This window comes from Streptomyces sp. NBC_01317, from assembly GCF_035961655.1.
In the GTDB taxonomy this organism is placed as follows: domain Bacteria; phylum Actinomycetota; class Actinomycetes; order Streptomycetales; family Streptomycetaceae; genus Streptomyces.
In genome coordinates this window covers 585057-606640 of the sequence record NZ_CP108393.1, presented here as the reverse complement: position 1 = coordinate 606640, position 21584 = coordinate 585057, and the positions used below count along the sequence as shown (strand labels likewise).

General features: G+C 75.0%; 7 protein-coding genes. 1 reads left to right on the top strand and 6 read right to left on the bottom strand.

Annotation, left to right across the window (positions count from 1 at the left end; translation table 11 throughout):
• The first annotated feature begins 39 nt into the window (after positions 1 to 39).
• Entirely contained in the window at positions 40 to 453 is a 414-nt protein-coding gene (locus OG349_RS02520; protein WP_327233000.1) for a DUF4190 domain-containing protein, read from the top strand.
• Between the two features lie 56 nt (positions 454 to 509).
• On the opposite strand, the gene OG349_RS02515 is transcribed toward OG349_RS02520, so the two are convergent.
• The 6 genes from OG349_RS02515 to OG349_RS02490 form a co-directional block, all read right to left on the bottom strand.
• Positions 510 to 902 carry an SH3 domain-containing protein gene (locus OG349_RS02515; RefSeq protein ID WP_327232999.1) on the bottom strand — a complete coding sequence of 131 codons (393 nt, stop codon included), beginning with the start codon at positions 900 to 902 and terminating at the stop codon, positions 510 to 512.
• Positions 903 to 1127: 225 nt separating this feature from the next.
• Positions 1128 to 2882, bottom strand: coding sequence for a hypothetical protein (locus OG349_RS02510; RefSeq protein ID WP_327232998.1), 1755 nt, complete (start codon positions 2880 to 2882; stop codon positions 1128 to 1130).
• 95 nt (positions 2883 to 2977) lie between these two features.
• Positions 2978 to 7441, bottom strand: coding sequence for a hypothetical protein (locus OG349_RS02505; protein ID WP_327232997.1), 4464 nt, complete (start codon positions 7439 to 7441; stop codon positions 2978 to 2980).
• The gene (locus tag OG349_RS02500; protein ID WP_327232996.1) at positions 7434 to 12896 is read right to left on the bottom strand and encodes a DUF3892 domain-containing protein; all 5463 of its coding nucleotides are present in this window, start codon (positions 12894 to 12896) and stop codon (positions 7434 to 7436) included. The genes OG349_RS02505 and OG349_RS02500 overlap by 8 nt, the downstream gene beginning before the upstream one ends.
• Positions 12893 to 16660, bottom strand: coding sequence for a DUF6603 domain-containing protein (locus OG349_RS02495; protein WP_327232995.1), 3768 nt, complete (start codon positions 16658 to 16660; stop codon positions 12893 to 12895). Before OG349_RS02495 ends, OG349_RS02500 begins: the two co-directional genes overlap by 4 nt.
• Positions 16660 to 21438, bottom strand: a complete 4779-nt coding sequence (locus tag OG349_RS02490) for a hypothetical protein (protein ID WP_327232994.1) — start codon at positions 21436 to 21438, stop codon at positions 16660 to 16662. Before OG349_RS02490 ends, OG349_RS02495 begins: the two co-directional genes overlap by 1 nt.
• Positions 21439 to 21584: the final 146 nt, after the last annotated feature.

The following is a 21584-nucleotide window of genomic DNA, read 5'->3' as shown; positions in this document are numbered from 1 at the left end:
ACACGAACGGGACGAGCCGAAGAGAAGAGTGTGAGACCGATGGCCTTGCCCAACTACCCGCAGCAGTCGGCCCACGACGGGCAGCTCCACACCGAACCGGCCCCCGCGCGGAGCAACGGCCTCGCGGTCGCGGCCCTGGTTCTGGGGATCGCCGCATGCGTGTTGTTCTGGACGGTCATCGGGGGCATCCTGCTGGGCCTGGCGGCGATCGTGACCGGCATTCTCGGTGCGCGCCGCGCTCGTGGCGGCCGGGCGCCCCGCCGGACGATGGCCATCGTCGGCGCGGTGCTGGGCGCCCTGGGACTGATCGTCTCCGCGGTGATCGTCACCGTCGGTGTGTCGCTGCTGAACTCGGACGAGTTCAAGGACTTCAACGACTGCGTGCAACACGCCAACAGCCAGTCCGAGAAGGACCAGTGTGCGGACGACTACTCGGACGACGTCAACAACTGAACACACGTCGCCCGGCACCCCGCCGCTCAGGACGGGGGCGCCGGGCGATCAGTGGATCACGGGCACTCGGGGGGTGCCGCGGTGACGTTCTCGACCCAGCGGGCCGCGACCCAGCCGGCCCTGCCGAGCAGCTTGTACCAGCGGGGGTTGCCGTCCACGACCTCACCGTTGGACTTCTTGCATGCCAGTTCGATGACCGTGCCGTACGGGATGGAGCCGATCGGCGGCCTGCTGGTGTTCGGGGTCGGCCGTACGTTGACGGCCGGCCTCGCGATGACCCGGCCCTTGTGGACGACGGCCACGGAGGGCTCGGCCTGCGTGGTGAAGGACTCCGGGCCCGGGCCTGACGGGTGGCCCGTGGCGACGGCGGGGGCGGCCAGGGCCGTCCCCGCCAGCAGAACCCCGGCGAGCACGGAGATGGCCCGGTGCCCGATGGTCGGTGCGCTCATGACGGTTACCTCTTGCTGTCGATGAACTCCGGGCTTGTTTCCCCGGCTGGATACCTTCATGGCACGGGCACACCCCGGTGAGGCCCGTTCCCGCCCGGGAAACGCCCGTTCTCACCCGGATGGCCCCACCGGGTGGGCCGTCCGGCCCAATGCCGCGACGGCCCGGGTGGCGATGCCCGGCAGGTCATGTTGGTATGGCCGGTTGGCCCGTACGTACCGCGTCGGTCAGCCCGTCGGGGAGGGACCGGGGTCGGTCCCCTCGACGAGGGAGTCGAACCGCAGGCCGCTGGACGACTCGCCGCGCCCGGTGCGCTTGCGGCGCCCGACCCACAGCCGGGCCCGCCCGTCCGCGCCCCGTGCGTACTGCCAGGTGCGGGTGACGGCCGCGCCCTCGCGCGGAACCTCCTCCTCGCGGATGTCCAGCTGCCGGCCCGGGGTGAGCAGTCGTCCCAGCGGCAGGACGGGCTCCCGCCCGCCGTCCGGCCGGCGCCGCGTCAGATGACCGCGCCGTAGCCGTACGGCTCCCGGCCGGATCTCGACGGGGAGCAGCGGTATCCAGTGTTCGGGGACCTCCGTGGCCAGCCGGTAGCCCAGGGTGCCCTTGGCGAAGGAGACGGGCGAGGGGGCGGGGCCACTGATACGGGTACGGTCCAGTGGGGAGCCCGCCGTGTCGGTGACGGTACGTTCGATCGCCCACGCCTGGTTGGCGTCCTCGTCGCGGGCGAACAGGACCTCTTCCAGAGGCTCGCCCTCCAGTCCGGCCGCGGTGGCGGGCGGGAGCAGGAAGGCCGGGTGGCGGCCTCCGGCGGACGTGGACAGGGTGAACATCGACCAGTGGGCGTCGCCCGCTCCCCCGCCGGGCGGTGGCATCAGGGTGGGGCCGCCCAGGACGGAGCTGAAGGTGTCGCCGACGACGACGGAGCTGAGCGTGGTGAGTGTCCCGGCGGGAATCTCCAGCGGGACGACGTACCAGTCGTTGCTGTAGACGGTGGCGAACTCGGCCAGCAGCATCCTGGCCAGGTCGTCGGGGGCGCTGTCCACGCCGCCGAGGGTGACCCGGGCGTCCTCGAACTCCCAGTAGCGGCGGGCGGGCATCCCGGGGAAGGCCGCGGGCGCGGGGAAGACCGTCGTGGTCAGCTCGGTGCGCCGGGGCTTCGGGGACAGACCTGTGGGCCCGGTGGCGGTGAAGTCGGCCCAGTCGAGACGGCCGCCCGGATACCCGGGGGCGTCCAGGGTGACCTCCGTACCGGCCCTGTCCGGGTCCGTGAGCGGGCCGCCCACGTCCGCGCCGACCGAGAAGCGGTACTCCAGCCGGTCCGCCTGCCATGCCTCCCGCTCGGCGGCGGCCGCCGTGAACCGTGCGTCGTGCCAGATCAGCCACGTGCGCAGGACCGGTACGGCGGCCTGGACCTGAGCGGGCGTCAGGCCGAGGGCCGCGGGTACGGTGCCCGAAGCCAGCGCCGTACGGAGCGCGTCGGCCGCGGTGTGTCCGTGCGGGGCGCGCCCGCCCATCACGGTGAGGAAGCGGCGTACGGCGGTGGTGACCGGCCAGGCGCCGGGTGCGTCGGGACCGGGCAGTGGCCAGGTGCGCAGGACGGCGGCGGAGGCCGCGCCCTGTCCTGCCGCGTCGAGCAGGCGCAGCAGGTGCTGGCCGGACTCGGCGGCGGCGCGGAGGTCGGTGGCGGGGGCGGCCTCGCGCTCGGCGAGGGCCTCCAGGGGTGTTCCGGCGTCGTACCCCTGGGGGGCGCCGGGCGAGCCGGTGGCGGGCAGCGGTCCGGGGCGGTAGGCGCTCAGGGCGTCGGACTGGCCGCGTACCCGGACCCAGATGGGGGAGCCGGCGTCGTCCCCGAGGTATTCGCCGAACTGCCACTGGCGGGCCAGCAGCCACAACGGGTCGTGGATCTGGGCCTCCAGGGCGGGCCGCAGATCGCCGGAGCGGGCGCGGGGTTCGAGTCGGGTCCAGCTGGTGATGGAAGGCATCTGCTACCTCGCGTACGCGGTGACGGGCAGGGCGGTGGGAGCGGGCGGGGGAGGAGCGGCGTGTGCCGGTGGACCGGGTGCCGGCCGGGCGGGTGTCATCCGGTGAGCCCCCGGGTGAAGTCGGTCGAGGCGACCTCGGTGGACGAGACGTTGGTGGCGAGTACGGCCGCGGGCAGCAACTGCCCGATGTCCGTCATGGCGTCGGGATCGACGGGGTGCAGGGCCTCCAGGTCGACGGCGCGCAGCTGGGCCAGGTCCAGGGCTTCCACGACCGTCTCCTCGATCAGCGCGGAGTCCCACAGCGCGCGCCCGTCCGGTGGCACGGCCAGCAGCAGGGCCTGGGGAGCGGCGGCGTCCGGGCTGTCCGCGTGCACGGCCAGGCCGGTGGTCTGCGTGGTGCGCGGGACGGTTTCGCTCCACTCCTCCACCAGCAGGCCCCGGACGGCGCCGTCGAGCGAGTCGGTGCCGGACAGATGGAGGGCCAGCGCGAGGCGGTTGCCGGGGCTGCCTCCGGTGGCGCCGGGCAGTGCGGCCCAGCGGTCGTTCCGGACGTGGGGCAGCTGGGCGACGCTCACGGTGAGGCTGTCGCCGGTGTGCAGCGCCTCCGCGTAACCGAGTGTCGTGGTGAGCCGGTCGAGGCCGCGGCGGACCCGGGCCAGGCCGCTGAGGTGTGCGGCGGCGGCGAGCGGATCGCCGTCCTGGAGCGCCGTACTGGCCTGGAAGGAGGCGTGGAGCTGGGGGAAGGTGTCCGGGTTGGTGGCGGACGGGGTGAACGCGGGCAGCACCAGCAGATCGGGGCCCAGGGCGGCGGCCAGCACGCGGGGTGCGGCCGTCGTGGCGTCGAGGTGTCCGGTGTCGACCTGCTGCTGGAGGTCGTCTGCCTCCTTGGCGCGCCGCGCCAGCCCGGGGAGGGCCGCGGCGGACAGGGCGGCGAGCAACTGGACGTCGGCGCCGGTCTGTTCGGCGGGAGCGCCCGGGGGCGGGGGCGGCGGTGGTACGACGCCGGGGACGCCCAGCAGGTTGGCCGCGACCAGGCCGGTCCGCAGCCGGGCGGGGTCGGCACTCTGCGAGACGTCCGCGAGCGCGGTGCGCAGGATGGCACGCACGGCCGCCGCGCGGGCCACGAGTGAGGGGTCGGCGGGCACGGGGGTGGCGGGCGGCTGTTCGGGCAGGGTGAGGTCGGCGGCGGTCAGCGGGCGCGCCGAGCGGAGCAGGTCGCGGGCGGCGCGCGCGGCCTCCAGCAGCGCGGCCAGGCCGGCGGCCCGAGGGCCGTGCGCCACCAGGCCGGTGACGGTACGTCCGCTGCCCGCGACGGCGGCGGTGGCGTGGAGCAGCAGATGCGCGGCGAGGTCACTGCCCGCGAGCCCGGTCCCCCCGAGGTCGCCGTCCCGCGGCGAGGCGTCCGGCGCTGGTTCGGGTGCCAGGGCCGCCCAGTCCTGTGGGGCCAGCGGCAGGCCGGTGAGCGGGACGGCGACCGTGGTCCCGTCCGAGAGGCGGGCGCCGACGCTGACCTCGGCGGGCGGCGGCAGCAGCCGGGAGAGCCAGCCGTCGAGCGCCGGATCCGCGGCGCTGCGCGCCTGGAGGGCGCGGGCGGCGGGCGTGGCGGGCCAGCGGTCCCGCGCGGCGCCGTCGGGGCCGAGCAGGACCAGAACGCGGTGGGTGACGGCGTCCCCGCCGATGGGGGTACGCAGCACCTCGGGCTCGGGCGGTGGCGCCTCGCCGTTGGCCATGGCGTCCAGGGTGGCGCCGGCCCTGAGCGGGTTGCCGAGGACGGCTTGGTGGACGCCTTCGGCGAGGAGGGTGTCGGCGACGGAGTCGACGGCGTCGTCCAGGTCGTCCAGGACCTCGGTGAGCGCGGCGAGTTCGGCGGTGGCGGTGGCCGGGACGCCGACGTCCCGTACCAGATCCAGCTGCCGAGCGGCGCGGCGGCGGTGCAGCGTGAGACCGTCCACCAGGTCGTGGGCGGCGACGGTCTCGCGGGCGGTGCCCGCGGTGTCCACGCTGGTGGCGTGGATCGGGGCGAGGGCCCGGAAGCGGTCGGTCCAGGCCGCGAGCGCGGGCAGCGGATGGTCGCGCAGGGCGCGTTCGAGGCGGGCGCCGAGCAGGGCCCCGAGGGGCCGGCCCTGGCGGACGCCGTCGAGGATCCAGGCGGCGGTGCGTACCCGGGCGGAGCTGAGATCCACGGCGAGCGGCCCGCCGGGGCTGTCGCCGTGGGCCCGCTGGGCGGAGCGTAGCACCGCGGCGGTGGTGGCGTGGGAGAGCGACGGCGCGTGTACGGGGGCGGCGGTGTCGGAGGGGGCCCGCAGCAGCGGGCCGCTCTCGGCGCGGGGGTACCGCGCCGGCGGCACCGGCGCCGAGGGCTGACGGGGTGTCAGGTCGGTGACCCAGCCGTACCCGCCCAGATGCGTGCCGGTGGGCCGCCCGCCCTGTTCGGCCGGCCGGCGCAGCCAGTCGAGGCGCTTGGCGGCCAGCGAGGTGATCCAGGCGTCCAGCCGGTGCGAGGTGGAGTCCAGCTGCTGGGCCAACAGCCTTTCCAGGTCGGCCGGTTCGGTACCGGCCAGCGTCCGCAGGGCGGCGGCCGTCTCCATCAGATCGCTGGTACGGGCGTCGCCGGTGCCCGACCCGTACAACAGGAACCGTACGGGCACGCCCCGGTCCGCCGACTGGTTGAGCCTGCGCACCAGGGTGGGGGTGGGCTCCAGGGCGTCCAGGTCGACGAGTTCCGCCTCCGGCCCGGTGCCGGGGCCGTATCCCTGGATGCGGGTCGCGGCGATGCCGTACTCGGTGAGCAGGGAGTGCCGGGTGAGGCGGTAGAGCAGAGGGGTGCCGGCGGCGCCGCCCAGCTGGGGCTCGGCGAAGAGGTCCAGCGGGTTACGGGTGGTGGACCCCAGCCGCGCGAGGTACTGGGCGGGCTCCCCGTCCTGGGTGCCTTCGGGGGCGAGCACCCAGGGGGCGTCCAGCGGGAACGACTCGCGCGCGTGGACGAGCCGCCCCAGCCGGACGTCGAAGGGCGCGAGGCCGAACCGGCCGGCGAGCGCGGCCGAGGCGGCGCTGAGATCCTCCCGCCACTGGTCGTTGAGGTTCAGCTCGCCGAAGCGCCACAGCGCGGTGACGTAGTCGGTCCCGAGGGCGCTGCGGGCGTGGACACGGCGGGCCGTGGGCGCCATCGCCAGGATGCGGGCGACGGTCTCCATGGGCTGTGCGCCCCGGGTGACGCGGGGCACGGCGGCCGGGTCGGCGACGGCGCGTTCCCACAGGCTGGTACGGAGGCGGCGGAGGAAGGGGACGACGGCCGGGTTCAGCCGGTGGCGGCCGAAGGCGGCCCCCTCGACCTCGCTCCAGCGGGCGAGCGGCAGGACGGGCAGCACTCCGTAGGGCTGGGCGCCGATCCGGAGGGCGGGCAGCGGCCCGCCGGGGCGCAGATGGCTGATGACATGCTCGCGGGCGCCTCGGATCTGCTCGTCGGTGAACCGGCCCGCGGTGAGCTGGCTGAGCAGATATCCCCAGGTGGCGCCCCACAGGGCGGTGTTCATGGCGCGGGCGGCGCGCTCTTCGGTCCGGCCGGCGAAGCGGGCACGGGCCAGGGCTCCGGCGCTCCCCGCGGCGGGCAGCCCCGGGTCGCCGGTGGCGGTGGGGGACAGGCCGAGGGCGAGCCGCAGGCGCGGGAAGCCCGCGTCGGGGTCCGTGGGCGCGGCGTCACCGTGGCGGACCTGGAGCGCGGCGCGCTGTCCCGGATCGGTCCGGCTGTGTACGGAGGTGGCGGTCGCGGTGTTGTTGCTGGCGGCGCCCGGCGGGACGAAGCCGAGACCCCGGGTGTGGAACTGGGCCTCGAGCAGGTCGTTCAGCTCGGCCGCCGCGCTGGCGGGTCCCGTGGTGGCGTCGGTGTGCCGTACCCCGTGGGCCACCAGCCGCCGGTAGCCGTCGAGGGCGCCGACGCGCCGGGGCAGCCGTACGGCCATGCCGACGGCCTCGGCGGCGGCGAAGTCCACCAGCCACCGCGTGGCGTCGTCGACGGGCGGGGACGCCGGGTCGAGCGCCGTGAGGTCCGCGGTGGGTTCGGGGCCCACCGTCAGCGGCAGGGGGACGTCGGCCGCCGCGGTGACCCGTACCGGCACCTGCGCCGCGTCGAGCGGAAAGCCGGTGACGGTCCACCGGGTCGGCAGGGCGCGGGCCACGGCGCGCATGGTCCAGGAGCCGCTGCGCGGGGCACCGAGCACGGGGAACCGGGGGCGGGGGTCCGGCAGGCCGCGTTCCCCCGGGTTGAGCGGCTCCAGGACGCGGGCGATCCAGGCGGCGCGCTCGTGGCCGTACCGCTCGGCGAGCGCGTCCCACGCCGCGTGCTCGTCGGGCTCGTCGCCGCGCGCGGCCCAGACGGACGTCCAGTAGTGCCTGCCCCACAGGTCCTCGTCGGCGGTCAGCGGCGGCTCGTGGGAGTCGATGTGGAGTTCGTCGGGATAGATACGGACGAGCAGTTGGCTCTCGGTGAAGCGGGTCTCCAGCCGGACCGGGAGGAGCAGCACCGGGTACTGGGCGGAGAGGTTCCAGGTCGTCTCAGGCATCGTCGTCCGTCGGGGTGGAGGCGGAAAGGGTCGGGGTGGCGGCGGCCTCGGCGGCGTTGTCGGCGGCGTTGTCGGCGTCGGCGTCGGCGTCGGCGTCGGCCGAGTCCGCCACGCGCGCGGCGGCGGCCGTCGCTGTGTTGTGCGGGCCGTGCGCGGAGTACTGCGGCGGCAGGCCCGCGCCGGGCGGGATCGAGGGCAGCTCCAGCAGGTTGTCCGCCGTGTCACCGTCGCTGTCGGTACGCAGCCGCTTGACGCCGTTGGCGTCGTGCGCGACGCGCACGGCGACGCGGTGGCCCGGCGCGCCCTCCACGTAGAAGCTCTCGCGGTTCTCGACGGCCGCGATCACCTGGGCGGCGGTCAGCCGCCACCAGCCGCCGGCCGGGTCGGGTCCGGCCAGCTCCCGTACCAGCACCCGGTCGCTGCCGGGCGCGCGCTTGCGTACGTGGGTGATCCGGCGGCCGGCGCCGAAGGACGGCAGCAGGTCGGTGGCGTGGAAGGCGACCCTGGCCGGCTGCTGGAGGGTGATGTGGGCCATGTGGGCGGAGTTGTGGGCCCAGGTGGCCAGGGCGGGCTCCGCCCCCGGGCTCCCTGGCGGTACGGGGCTCTGGCCCGGCGGGACCGGGGCCGGCCGCAGGGGACGGGTCGCCTCGCCGAACGGCGGGGCCAGCGGGGCGTACCGCAGCGCGTCCAGTTCGGCCTTCCCGGCCGCGACGCTCGCCCAGCTGACGGCCCGCCAGTGTCCCGGCGCGCCCCCGTACGCGGCGTTGTGCTCCGGTACGGCGTCGAGGCCGAACCGGGCGACGCCGGGATGTTCCTCGAAGACGAAGAACCACCCGGGGTCGCCGCCCGCGCCACCGCCCCGTACCTCGGCGGCGGTGAGAGGGAAGCCGAAGTAGAGGACATCGGGTTCCAGGGCGCCGGAGAAGACCGGGTCCATCCGTTGGGCGCCGAGCCGGGGCGGGCCCCCCGGGGCCGCCGGCGCGAGCGCCCGGCGCGCGTGCAGACCGAGGGCGGGGTAGCGGCGTACGACCTCGCCGCGGAGCAGCAGCACCACGGCCTCGCCCCCGGCGGGACCGTGCGCGACGGTGCCCAGACGGGCGCGGCGCGGCCACGCGGCGAGCGGCGGGACGTCGGGCGGCTCGGTGCCGGGGTCCGTGGTGCCCCGGGCGTCCCAGAAGTGCTGGAAGGCGGTGGCGGAACGGTCGGTGGGGAAGCCCCGCCAGAGCAGTTCGCGGCCCAGCTCGTGGTTGGCGCCGGTCAGGAACGACTCGACGAAGGCGGGGTTGGTGCGCAGTAGCGTGACCGTGTCGGGCGGGACGCGCTCGACGCCGGGCAGCAGATGGTCCTGGCCCAGCTCGGTCAGCAGTTCGGCCATGGGCTGCGGGAAGTACGGCGGGGCGAGCAACGGGCCCAGCGGGTCGCGGAGTCCGGCGCCGTCGAGGTCGAGGCCCTCCAGCCGGGCGGTGACCCGCGCGGTGACCGTCTTCTCGGGATCGACCGCCGAGTGGACGGCGTCGGCGAGGCCGCTGAGGGCGAGCCGCGGCTCGTCGTGCCGGACAGCGTGGGTCTGGGCCGCGAGCAGCGCCGTCTGGTGGGCGGTGGCGGCGGTACGGAAGTTCGCGGCGATGGCGCGCTTGTGGGCCAGGGTGTTGCCCGGCAGATCGGTGACGCAGACCGCCGCGCCGCGCCCCGAGGACCCGAAGGAACCCCCGGGATGGGCGGCGATCGGAGTGCTCCAGGACGTGGCGGTGCCGTCCTTGACGTCGGCGCCGATCCGGTAGGAGGCGCGGTTCGCGCCGTCGGGGTCGTCCACGGTGAACACCAGCAGATCGGGGCGCTGGTTGCCCGAGAAGTCCGCGACGGCCAGGCCGGCCCCGGCGATCCTCGGTCCGAACGAGCCCGGGATCGTACGGACGTTGCTCCACGGCGAACCGCCGCCGGCGGGGCCGACGATCCGGCCTCGGGCGTTGATGTTCCAGCCGATCCGGTAGGAGCCGGTGACGGTGGCCGAGCCGCCGCCGCCGGTCTGTTCCATCAGCATGACCACGAGTTCGGGGCGCAGGTCGCCGTCGAGGTCCGCGACCGCCAGGCCCATGCCGAGGACCGCGGGCGCGGTGTCGGAGGGGCGGCCGGGCCAGGGGATCTCCTCGGAGTCGGTCCAGCCGCCGGTGGCCGTGCCGGTGACGGGGTCCAGGGCCCAGCCGATCCGCAGGAACAGCCGTTGGTTGCCGGGTGTCCCGGCGAGATGGACGACCAGCAGTTCCTGCTTGCCGTCGTTGTCGAGATCGGCGAGCGTGGCCGTGCCGCCCAGGACGACGTGTTTCGCGCTGAGGGCGCCGGTGGCGCCGTACGACGTGCTCATCGGGACGGGGAGTTGCTGCGCCGGCGACCAGGAGGCCGGTACACCCTCGGAGTTGAGGCTCCGGCCCACGCTGTACATGCCGAAGTTGCCCAGTGGGTGGTCCTGGATCCAGAAGGCCACCAGGTCGGGGGAGGGCTCCCGGCCGGCGGCCGGCGGGTCCAGGTCCGCGGCGGCGAGGGCGAACCCCATGGCGGTGGTGGCGTCCACCGGCGCGGGCAGGGGCGACGGCTGGGTCCAGCTCTCGGCCTTCCCGTCGAAGTCGGTGTTCCGGCCGGCCCGGTACCGCGCGCCGCTCTCGGAGACGTTGCCGAGCAGCAGGTTGGAGCGGAAGCCGAGGCGCGGACGCCAGCGGATGTCACGCGGCGGATACGCGGTGAGGGCGCCGCGCCCGCAGAAGGCCGTGCGGTCCAGCTGCTGCCAGGCGGGCGTCGCCGCGTCGAGATCGAGCCGCAGCAGGAGACCGTCCCGTACGGCCCACACGACCGAGCCCTGGAGCACGGCGTAGAGGGGAGCCCCGGCGGCGCCGGGCGCCCGTCCGCCGGGTTCACTCCAGTCGGTGCCACCGGTGCACACCCCGACGCCGGGGCTGCTGGTGGTCGTCACGGCCCGGCTGTCGCCGATGGAGCCGAGGGTGTGGCCGACCTCTTCACGGACGGCGTACCACTCGTAGATCATGAGGCCGCCGAACCGGCAGCCGTACATCTTGCCGTCCCTGCCCTTGGCCATGTGGCCCACCAGGAAGGAGGCGGTGTTGCGTACGGGGATCTCGTACGGGTCGAAGCCGGCGGCGGGACGGCCGACGCCCAGCCAGCTCCACACCCCGTCCGCGTTGGCGCTGTACATGTTCAGGGAGCCGTCGGTGGCGACGGCCGAGACACCCCAGGGGTGGAGCACGGCCGGGACCCCGGTCAGCGTCTTGCCCTGCGGTGTGCCCAGTCCGACCCAGATCCACAGGGAGCCGAGGAACTTCAGCTCCCACAACTGGCCGGCGGCGAGGCCGTAGACGCTGTCGTAGATGCCGTTCTGGCCCGTCCCGCCGGGAACCCGGCGCTCGTTCCGGGCGACCGATCCGAGGCGCGAGCCGGTGTCGAGCGGCCCGCCGGGCGGCCGGCCGTGGTCGTGCCAGACGTAGCGGTCGCCGTCCCACCCCAGGCGGTACAGGCTCCCGTTGGCGCCCACCACGAAGGCGTGCAGATCGCGGACGGCGGTGGGCGGGCCGACGGCGGTGGTGCCGGGCGGGGTGCCGTGATCGGTCCAGCCGACGGTCCCCTGGGAGGAGGTGAAGCGGGAGAGCACCCGGCCGTCATGGGTGGTGGCGAACAGACGGGTCGTCATCACCGCGCCCAGGAACCGGATGTCGGGGACCAGGGAGGCGGGCAGTTCGGCCGGTCCTGGGAGGTCGTCCTCCCAGCCCCGGCGGGTCAGCCGGTCGGCGGAGATCCGGCCGAAGGTCTCGGAGCCGGACACGTCCTCCACGGACGCCCCGCCGGCCGGCGGGGGGAGCGGCGGCGTGGCGGTGGCCTGGCGGCCGGTCAGCTGGGCCGCGAGGCCGGCGCTGCCGGTGTCGGCCGCCGCGCCGGTGCGCGCGGCCAGCGGGCCGCCGGGGCGCAGCAGCCGGCGGAAGGCCGGGGTGAGCGCCGCGGCGGCCTCGCGGTTGCGGTCGACCTCGCCGGCGGCGGTGCCGGAGCCGTACCCCGCGAGGTCACGGGCGGGGGCGGTGATCTGGAGCAGCCGGGCGTCCGCGAGGTCGTCGCCCGGTGGCGGGGCGAGCCTGCGGTGCAGACTGTCGGAGACGGTACGGGCCAACTGGCCCTGGCGCAGGGCGTCGTTGGCGCGGCGCAGATCGGCGGCCTGGTCCCAGGCGGCGGCCACCAGATCCTCCTGGTGGTGCCGTACGACCTCGGCGCCCAGGGCGGCGGCGGCACGGTGGCGGGGGTCCAGATTGAGCTGGCGCAGCCAGTACGGCCCGGCCTGCGGTCCCGGCAGCCGGGTCCCGCCGCCGGGGGTCCGCGCGTGGGGGCCGCCGGCCTGCGCGGCGCCGTAGACGGGCGGGGCGAGTTCGGGTTCGCCGGCCGCGCCCGGCGGTCCGCCGTCCAGGACGCGGCTGTACGCGGCGCGGAACGCGGCGGCGGTGGCGTCGTGCCAGGGAAGCGGTTCGGTGCCCGCCGTACGCAGCGCGCCCTGGAGGTCCACCAGCCGTCCCGGGCCGCCGGGCGGCAGCGCGGGCAGCCCGTCACCGGCCCGGCCGACGTCGAGCGGGCGGGTGCCGACGTCGCCGGGCAGGGCGCGCGGGGTGAGGGCCTGGACCAGGGATTCGAAGTCGCCGTCCAGGCCGGTGCCGAAGAACCAGTGGTGGTACACGGGCAGTTGCCAGGGCTCCTCGGCGCCGGGCACCGGCGGCCAGGCCGGCCGCAGTTCCGCCCGGTCGGCGGCGGGCAGCGCCTTGCCGAGGCCGGTGAGCCGGCCCGCCTCGAAGGCGGGGACGACGGCGGCCAGATAACTGGTCTCCGGCTCCAGCCGGCGCGGGCACAGCAGCCGTGACAGGGTGCGCTCGGGCGCGTGGGCCAGCAGGTCGTTCACCTCCTCCGGGTAGGCGGTGCCCCCGGTGGGGGCGTTGGTGGTGACCTGGGCGTGCGCCCATGCCCAGGAGTGCGCGAGGTCGGGGAGTTCGGCGGGGGAGCAGACCAGCCGGGGCAGCCCGCCGCCGGGGGCGGTGTCGAGGACGGCTCCGGCGGCCTCCACGACGACCAGGACCAGCCAGGGGCGCAACCGTCCCCGCGTGGTGGCACCGGCCGGGGAAAACATCCACGGCAGGTCGGGACGGTCGAACTCGACGGCGGCGAAGAGCTGCGGCTCCGCGTCGCGGCTGTCGGGGGCCGGGAAGGTCCGCAGGATCTGCGCGGGGTCCAGGGCGGTGATGTCCCCCGGACCGTACAGGCGGGTCCGCACGGTCCGTTCGGGGCGCTCGTTGACCCGTGGGTGGAGGGTGAGGGCGGTACGGGCCGGTAGCGGGCCGGTCAGCGGGTCGTCGGCGACACCGCCGGCGGCCAGGCCCTCACGGACCCAGGACAGAAAGGTCAGGCCGCCGGTCATCCGGCACCTCCGGAGGTCGCGCCGGCGCGGGCACCGGCGAAGGGGCGGTGGGTGGTGGCGCGGATGCGCGGGGGTGCGGCGGGCGCGGACAGCGCTTCCACGGCATCGGGTGCTGCGGCCGGGCCGGTCGCCCGGCCGTCGGTGCGCCGTGCGGGGGAGGCGGGTGCCTGCTGGACGGTGTACGGCGAGGCCGGGGCCCGGCGGGCCAGTTCCCGGCGCAGCTGGGCCGCTTCGGTGTAGGTCAGCGGGGCGCCGCTCGCGGACCGTGCCGTATCGGTGGCATCACCCGTAACGGCCGCACCGCCCGCGTCGGCCGGCGCTCCGACGACCGCGAAGGAGGTGTCCCGTACCCCCAAGGCACGGCCCGGGGCCGTGAAACGCCGTTTGCCGGTACGGCGCGTGGCGGCGCGGGCGGCCGGGGAGACGGCGGTACGGGCCAGCAGCGCGGCGCCGTCCTGGACCCGCGTCGCCGCGCCGGCCGGCATTCCGAGGCCCGCGCGAGCGGTGACCGTACGCGGGGAGGAAACCCCCGCCGTGGCTGCCGGGCCCACCACGGTCAGGTCGTAGTCGGGTTCCGCCTGCGGCAGGACGTCGAGGTCGCGGCCGAAGCGGGCGGCGGGCTCGGCCGCGCACCCGGCGGGAAGCCGTTCGAAGGACGGCCGGCCGAGCTTCTCGTCGTCGCCGAGGTCGAGGAACTGGGCGGGCGCGAAGTACTCACGGGTCTCGGCGGTCCGCAGACCGACCGGTTCCGCGGTGGGCGAGCTGCGCACCCGGAGCGCGGTCAGATTCAGTGTGCGGTCGCCGGAGACCCGGGCCTGACCGAAGCGGTCGAGGGTGACACCGAGCGGTGCGACCCGCTGGGTGACGGCCAGGGAGCCGAGCGGATGGACCAGCACATGGTCCTCGGCATCGGTGATCTGACGGAGCGTCACCACCGAGTTCCCGGCGCCGGGGAGCTGGGCGGTCCAGCTGCGCGGGTCGTCCAGCGCCTCTTCGAGACGCGCGGCGACGTCCACCCCCTCGGGCCGGGCGGCCGGGACGGCCGATCCGAAGGTCTTGTCGAAGGAGATCTCGGCGCTGAAGAAGAGGATCTCGAATCGGGCCCGGCCCCGCGCGTGCCAGCGGCCGGGGCCCGACAGCATGACCTCCACCCGTACGCCCATCAGCGTCCTGGACCCGCACTTGAGCGCGAGCGCCCCCACCATCTCGGCGAGGAACCCGAACGGCTCGAACTGCACCAGCGCGTCGAAGGACAGCATGCCTTCGACACTGAAGCCCAGGGCGGCGGCGTACAGCTCCAGCCGGGCCCCGAACTGAGCCGTGTTGGAGGTCAGCGCCAGGTACGACTCCAGGCGCAGCCGCGGGTTGTCGCCGCTGAGCAGCGACAGGGTGAGCCGCTTGAGCCGGGGGAAGTCCGGCGGCGGCTGGAAGCGCGGATGGAATCCTCCCGCGGCCAGCACGAAGGAGGGCCGTTCTCCCCAGGAGGCGCGCATGGCCAGATCGCCGGTGAGGGCGAACGCCGCGATGCGGGAGTCGCGGAGCGAGGCGTCCACGGACGCCTCGGCGCGCTCGAAGTCGACGGTCCCGACGATGTCGACGTTGACGACGACGAGGGCCGCCTCCGGTGTCGGCAGCGCCATCCGCAGCCGCCCGAGCAGGGCGAGACGCAGGGGGGTGGGCAGCTCCAGCAACAGCCCGACGTCGATGGTGAGCAGCGTGGGCGTACCCCAGCCGATCCGGGCCATCGGGCCGACGACATGCCGTCCGGGGGTCGCGGGGAAGACGGCGCCGAGCGTCGCGACCAGCTCGGGGGCGCGGCCGAGCGGGTCCTCCGGGAAGAGCAGCGAGTCCAGTGCCCCCGTGCGTACCCCGGTCCGCAGGGCTTCCAGGTCGACCGACCGGTTGACGCCGATCAGACCGCCGACTCCGTTGAGGGTGAAGCCGAATCCGAGCTGTACGGGAGTGAACTCGGCGCTGATCACGACCAGCAGGGAGAAGCCCTCGGAGCCGTCCGGCATCCGGGTGGTCAGCAGGCCGACCGCCTTCAGCGAGATGCCCTTGAGGTCCAGGGCCAGTACCCCGGCGTACTGCTCCTTGTCGGTGTCGAAGGAGAGATACCCGCCGCCGGTCACGGGCCCGGCCGCGATCTTCAGAGCGGCGCCCGTGGGCGGCACGAACGCGGCGTCCAGGGAGAACGGGCCGAGGTCGCCGTCACCGTCGGGCGCGGGGCTGAACTCCAGCGCCAGCCCCATCCGTTCGACGACGGCGGTGACCGGTCCGAGGGCGACCCTCACGGTGCCGGTGACGCCGGCCCGGAGCCCCTCGTCGTCCACGCCGAGGGCGAGCCGTACTCCCTGGACCTCCAGCGGTCCCAGCGTGAGGTGCACGGGCAGCGCGGCCTCCAGCGCCGCCGCGCCCTCGAAGCGCAGGCCCTTGCGGCGCGACCAGACCAGGCCGAGGGCGAACTCGGCGCGCAGCCCGTCGGCGGGGAGCACCTGGGCCAGGAAACCGTCGCCGTCACCGGGGGCGACGACCACCGCGGCCCGCTGCGCCGCCAGGCCGATCTCGACCTCGGTGCCGGCCTCGGCGCCGGTGGCGCCGTCGGCGGGAAGGGCCTCGGCGGTCAGCCAGAAGCGGGCCTCGCCGATCTCCAGCCGGGTTCCGGTGGCGGAGCCCAGGCACAGCGCGGGACCGCCGTCGGCGAGGCGGCGCAGTTCGGCGCTCAGCCGGGCGTGGGGCGGCGAGGCGTCGCCCAGTGTCACGCCGTGCGGCCCGACGGCCAGCCCTTCCCCGGCGGCCGAGAGGTCCACCCGCAGGCCCCAGTGCCCGAGCAGCTGCTCGATGACCACGGCGCCGCTGGGGACGACCACCACACCGAGCCCGCCGGTCTCCTCGGAGGCCAGGCCGAGGGTCAGGTTCAGCTCGGCGCCGAGCGCCGGGTCCCCGGCCTGGTGGGTGAGGCTGAGCATGCGGCGGCCCAACCGGACGCTGTCCGCGTCGAAGCCCAGCCCCGCGAGGTCGTCGTCCGGTCCGAGTCCGATCAGGGCGTCCACGCCCAGCGCGCGCAGCAGCGCGCCCAGGCGCGGCAGCAAGGTGCCGGCGAGCGCGTCGGCGGCGGCCTCGGTGGCCAGGCCGCCGGGGAACGAGGCTTCGGGGAGGTACACCTCGCGCAGCGTGCCGAGCGGGTCGGCGACCAGGTCGACCAGACGCCCGGGGTGCACCCGGGCCCGCCCGAGCGGACGGCGCACGGCCGCGCCACCGACGACGATGCCCGGCTCCACGGCGGCGTCGGCGGCCGGGACGATCACGCCGAGCAGCACCAGGCAGTGGTGCAGGACCGGGTGGTGGCGCAGCAGATGACCGATCACCAGATGGTCGAGTACGTCCCTGGCCAGGGCGGCGGCGTCGAGCGCGGCCAGGGACGCGGGCAGGGCTCGTACGGCCGAGAAGGCCGCGGAGGTCGCCGAGAAGACCCGCACGAGATCGTCCAGCGAGTCCGGCGGGTCCTCGGCCAGTTCCACGAGTCGCGTCACCGCGCCGGCGATGTCCGTGAGCCACGCGGCGAGATCCTTGTCCCCGCCGGGCAGCGCCGCGAGGTCCCAGCCGAGCGCGTCGAGCAGCGCGTCCCGGTGCCATCCGTTGCCGGCCGCGTCGAGCAGCGGCGCCAGCAGCAGCCGGACCTCGTCGACGAGCAGCGCCTGGGCGTTGCCGTCGCCGGGTTCGGGTATGCCCGGCAGGGCGGGCGGTTCGGTCGGGGCAGTCATCACGGTGTCCCTTCTGCGACAGCCGCGGGCAGGCCGGAGGTGTCGAGGATGAAGTCGGTCGAGGTCCGCAGCGTGGCCTCGCCCGCCGGGAAGTCGCCCAGGCGGAGCTGGAAGTTGCGGGGATTGCGCCGGGTCTGCTCCGCCGGGGTCGCGCCCGGGGCGTACCAGGACGGCCAGGCCTCGACCAGCCGGAGGGTGTGCCCGCGATTGCTCTGGCCCTTGTGGTCGCCGTGGTTGGCCGGGTGCGGATCGCCGGTCGCGCCGGAGGGGCAGGGGTACTTCCGGAGGATGGCGTCCGCCAGAGCCTGCTGATGTGCGGCGTCGCCCCAGCGGGCGGGGTCGGTGCCCCACACCAGGCCGTCGCCCGTGGCGGCGGAGTGGGCGACGGCCGAGGCAACGATCCGCTGGAGGCGCGGTGAGCTGCAACCCGTGCCGCCGGCCCGCATCACAAAGGCCGGCCCGAGGACGTGCCAGCGGTACACGAGCGCGAGGGCCTTCTCGGAGCGGAAGACCTGGCCGACGGTGACGCCCGCGTCCATCGGATACGGATTGTCGGCCTCCGGGCCGGTCGCGTTCCAGGCGGCGCTCATGATGCCGCGCAGCCGCATCCGGGCCAGGTCCCACATCGCCCTCTGGAAGGAGGCCTCCGTGCGGCACGCCATGGTCCAGCGGTAGAACCAGTGCCAGGTTCTGAAGAACTCGTGTTCCGCGTACTGGCCGTAGGTCGGCACACGGCTGCCCGGGGGCGCGGTGAAGCCGCTGAGCGGCCGGGCGGTTCCGCCGCGATCCGTAGCGGTACCGCGGGCCTCGTACTTGCGCAGGTCGCTGACCCAGGGGAGCAAGGTCTCACCGGGAGCGGGCCGGTGGCCGTCGGCGGTCCAGGTACGGTCCACGCCGATGCCCGCATGGCCGATCACCCGCCGGAAGGAATCCGCGTCGCGGGTGCGCAGGTAGGCCAGCAGCGCCCACAACTCCCCGCTCTCGACCTTCCACTCCTCCAGGGGCTTGCGGACAGGGTCCTCGGGCTCCTTCTTGATCTTCATCCATGTGCGGTTGCCGACCGTCCAGTGGATCAGGCCCATCGAGGTGAAGGCGTTGTCGTAGCCGTTCACGGAGTCGACGTAGCCGGTGCTCTCCACCTCCGCCACCGCGCGTATCACCCGGAAGGTCGCCCGGCCCGCCGCGTCGAGCGCACCCGGGGCGTTTCCGGTCAGCAGCTCGGTGGTGATCTCCACCTCGGGCCAGCTGGCGTTCTTGTCGGGCCCGCCCAGCGGCCCGCCGCGCTTGGCCATGGGGTCGGAGTCGGACTCCTTCTCCGGGTCCAGATAGCGCTCGTGGCCGCCGATGATGGTGGCGCGGTCGCGGTCGGTGCTGCCCTCGGGCCGCGTGGCGGGGCGGGCCCAGTGGTCGGAGAAGTCCCTGACGAAGGTACGGATCACACCGCTGCCTTCCGCTGCCTCGGGGTCGTCCCAGTGCCAGATGTTGTCGCCCAGCCGGACGGGGACACCGGTCACGGCTTTGAGACGCTGGAGGCCGGCCTTCGCCGTTGAGGCATTCGTCAACCACGACTCGGCGACGACCGGGCAGCGCCAGCGGTTCGCCTTCCAGCGCGCGATGATCTCGCGGGTGCCCGCGTCCACCACCCCGCTGACATGACCGGTGTAGCGCCGCTCCTCCGGCACCGCGACGCTCTCCAGCGCGGAGGCGTAGCCGTACCACTGCTCGCTCTCGCCCACGGACGTGTCGTACGGCAGCCAGGTGACACCCTCGCCCACCGGGTGCTCGGCGGCGGCGGTGTCATGCCCGGCCCGCTGCACCGTCCATTCGCTGCCCGCGACCTGGTTCACCAGGACGTTCTCGTAGCCGATCCGCACCACGAAGGGCGCGGCGGGAAACCCCTCGGAGCTGTCCACCCGCAGCGTGGTCTGCGCGCCGGTCACGGCCGTACGCAGCCGGGTGAAGGCGGAGGCGACCCTCGCCACCCGCCCGCCCTTCGCGTACGTCTGGAGTTCGCGCACCGCCCACCGCACGAACCGGCCGTACCCGCCGTCGCGCGTGCGGACGATGAGGAACCCCAACTCCTGGAGGTCCTTCTGGAGTTCGGCGACGTCCCGTACCTGGCCTCTGTCCGCGTCGCCCTCCTCCAGGGTGCGGTCGTGGTAGAGGACGGGCAGGTCCTCCACCGGCAGCGAAGGAGGCTGGCCGATGTCGAGCGGTACGGACAGCCGGGTCAGCGGGGCGCCGGTCGGCTCCTGGGCGAGGTGCCACCACAGCGACTGGATCACGGACTTGGCATCGCCGTCGCGCCAGGTGAACTGCACCTCGGCGAGGTTGTTCCGGCCGACCAGCTGCTTTCCCTCGCCCCAGAGGTCCTTGTAGCCGCTGTGGTTCTTGGCCGCCCTGACATAGCCGGCCAGCAACTGCCTACGGGTGGCCTCTTCTCGCGGCAGGCCGACCGGCGCCGGGGCGCCTTTGCGAGGGTTCAGCCGGTCGCGGTCCTCGTGCCGGTAGAAGTCCACCCGGTACGCCCACTCGGGAGTCCTCGTGAGCTGGTGGGCGCCGGTGACGGCGGCCACGGCCGGGGAGCCCTTCGGACGCCAGGCGAGGAACGTACCCGGGTGCGCGGCGTCGGGCTCCTTGCCCGCGTCGACCGGCGCTCCGCCCGGGTTCGCCCAGGCCACCCGCCGTACGGAAGGCACGGCGCGGGCCTTCACGTCGAAGCCGTTGCGGTGCAGGAACAGGCTGTCGGCGTTCTCCGCCAGCGCGGCGCCGCCCGTCAGCTGGGCCACCACGCCGCGTACGGCGCCGGTGCCGGGCCGCTCGTAGGCGGCGGTGGCCTCGTACGAGAGGCGGGCGGCGTAGCCGAAGCCGACGTCGCCGGAGAGCGCCACGATCCGGCGGCGCCGCACAGCCGGCGGCGCGGGGTCGGTTCCCGTACCACTCGGCACCGCATCGGCCCCGGTCAGCAGCCTGGCGATCAGGGCCTCGAAGCTCTGCGCCTGGTGCCCCCAGCCCTCGGGTACTTTCACCAGGCGGGGGGCGTCCGCGCGGGCGCCGCGTACGGCCGGGGTGGCGAACCCGGACAGGAAGGGATGGCCGACCACCGGAGCGGCCGAGATCAGCAGGGTGACGTGGGAGAGGTCGTTGTCGGGGTCGCCGTCCACCATCGCTTCGAGTGTTCGATCGCCCATCAGCAGGGCGGCGGGGTCCTCCGGACCGCCCGGGTAGCGGCGGTCGGTACGGGTGTCCAGCACCAGCGCCTGGTGCGCGGTCCAGGCGACCCGGTAGTGCCAGGACAGCGCGCCGGCGGCGCGGTCCACCTCGCCCTTTGTGGTGAGTCCCTGAGGCACACCCGTGCGGCGCGCGATCACCGCCGCCGGGGCGGTGGCGGTGTGGTCGGGGGTGGCCAGCGCCTCCAGCAGCGCGCGCCCCGCCTCCCCGGCGGGGCCGGCGTCGAACTGCTCGGGGGTGTTGCCCCACGCCTGGCAGACCGCGTAGGCGGCCAGTCCGTTGCCCAGCAGGCGGCGGCCGTGTTCGCTCCCGGTGACGGCGGTCAGGGACTCGGCGGTCGCGAACCAGTCGTCACTGATCTCATGGTCGTCGAGCACGGTGTACGTGGGGACGTTAGCGAGCGCCCGCCGCACCGCGGGCAGCCCCGCGCGGAACACCTCCAACTGGGCGCACTCACCGGCGAAACGCTTCTGGACGGCGTTCAGATCGGTCCAGGCCGCCTCCGCGCCGGTCCAGCGCTCGGAGCCGGCCAGTTCGGGCGGCGGCTTCTCCCCGACAGGGACGCCGAGTGCCGTGGCGACAGCCGGGTGGACGTCCCAGAACAGCCGCTCGGTGGAGAAGGGCTTCGTGGCGGGCGGCGCGCCGGGCTTCGGGGCCTCCGGCGCGGTGACCGGCCACAGCACGTCCGACCAGGCCAGGAGGTACATGGCGGCGAACTCGCCGAACCGCAGCAGATGGCTGCCGCCCCGGGTGGTGGAGAGCTTGAAGGTGTCACGGACGACGGGCTGCCGGAACCCCGGACGCAGCTGGTCGGGGCCGAGTTCCGGGAAGGTCTCGTCGCGGCCCAGTAGTTGCCGCCCGCGCGCGGTGCACAGATGCAGCAGCGCGTCGGCCACGTCGTCCGCGTAGATCTGATCACCTGTCAGGAAAAGCTGCTGGGGCCGCCGTTCGGCATCGGACGCGTCGGCCTTGAGGATCTGGTCCAGAAGGGTGAGGGCGTCCTTGCCCGCGCCGTGCGGTTTGCGGTCGGAGGTGTGGAACAGCCGCAGGCCGCCCACCTTCGCCGGCGGTGTGACAAAGCCGGGCAGGTCGGCGACGCCCGCGTAGAGCAGAGCCTCGCGCGCCGCGTCGGCCGTGGCGGCGATCACGCCGGGGGTGAGCAGGCCCGGGGCGTCGACGGGTACGTCGGCCCCCGGCGCGCCCTCCGCGGCGAAGCGCAGCGCGTAGCGGTGCAGGGTGCCGGGCTTGAGCTGCGCCGGGGCCGCCACGGGGCCCTCGCCGTCGGGCGGGGCGGCCGGCCGCGCTCTGGCGGTGACGGCGACCAGGTGCAGATGGGGGCCGAGCGGGGTGGTCACCCGGGTACCGCTCATGACGGTGTTGGCCGGGGTACGGACCCCGTTGGCGCCCTGGAACACTTCGAGGGTGACCTTGCGCGGCTCCTTGAGCGCGAGCCAGACGGTGACACTGTCGGGGTCCACCCGGCGCAGCACGGGGCCCGCGAGGACGAGCGGCAGCGCGGCGAAGTTGAGTGGCTGGAGCGCGCTCATCTCGCTCCTCGGTACGCCGGTGGGCGGGCAGGCGTGGACAGCGGCTTCACAGGAACGACCCCCATAGTGGTGTGTGTTGACGGAAACCCGTTGCGCGGGCTTCCGGAACTGCGTGTGCGGATGTGCGGAACCGTGTGGGGGGAACG

Excerpts from the sequence above, each read along its gene's own strand:
- OG349_RS02505 (WP_327232997.1), bottom strand. The coding sequence starts at position 7,441 with ATGCCTGAGACGACCTGGAACCTCTCCGCCCAGTACCCGGTGCTGCTC.
- OG349_RS02490 (WP_327232994.1), bottom strand. The coding sequence starts at position 21,438 with ATGAGCGCGCTCCAGCCACTCAACTTCGCCGCGCTGCCGCTCGTCCTC.
- OG349_RS02515 (WP_327232999.1), bottom strand. The coding sequence starts at position 902 with ATGAGCGCACCGACCATCGGGCACCGGGCCATCTCCGTGCTCGCCGGG.
- OG349_RS02510 (WP_327232998.1), bottom strand. The coding sequence starts at position 2,882 with ATGCCTTCCATCACCAGCTGGACCCGACTCGAACCCCGCGCCCGCTCC.
- OG349_RS02520 (WP_327233000.1), top strand. The coding sequence starts at position 40 with ATGGCCTTGCCCAACTACCCGCAGCAGTCGGCCCACGACGGGCAGCTC.
- OG349_RS02500 (WP_327232996.1), bottom strand. The coding sequence starts at position 12,896 with ATGACCGGCGGCCTGACCTTTCTGTCCTGGGTCCGTGAGGGCCTGGCC.
- OG349_RS02495 (WP_327232995.1), bottom strand. The coding sequence starts at position 16,660 with ATGACTGCCCCGACCGAACCGCCCGCCCTGCCGGGCATACCCGAACCC.